Consider the following 219-nt stretch of genomic DNA (forward strand, 5'->3'; position numbering starts at 1 on the left):
TGCTCAGGCGAACAATTCTGTGGCGTTCTCTGGTGCGGTTTATCTCTTCCGTTACAGAGCCTCTACATGGACTCAGGAAGCCTACATAAAGGCCTCTACCCCTGATTTCTATGATTACTTTGGTCATTCAGTTGCTTTATCATCAGATGGCAATACGCTGGCTGTCGGGGCGATTCGTGAGGAGTCAAACGGTACGGGGGTCAACTCGGGTGCTCAGGC

At 51.1% G+C, this 219-nt stretch carries 1 protein-coding gene; it reads left to right on the forward strand.

The window, feature by feature from the left end; genetic code table 11:
- Positions 1-219, forward strand: a 219-nt coding sequence (locus BCT34_RS02020; protein ID WP_198594880.1) for an FG-GAP repeat protein, incomplete at both ends; no start/stop codon positions are given.

The organism is Vibrio sp. 10N.261.45.E2 (assembly GCF_002875705.1).
In the GTDB taxonomy this organism is placed as follows: domain Bacteria; phylum Pseudomonadota; class Gammaproteobacteria; order Enterobacterales; family Vibrionaceae; genus Vibrio.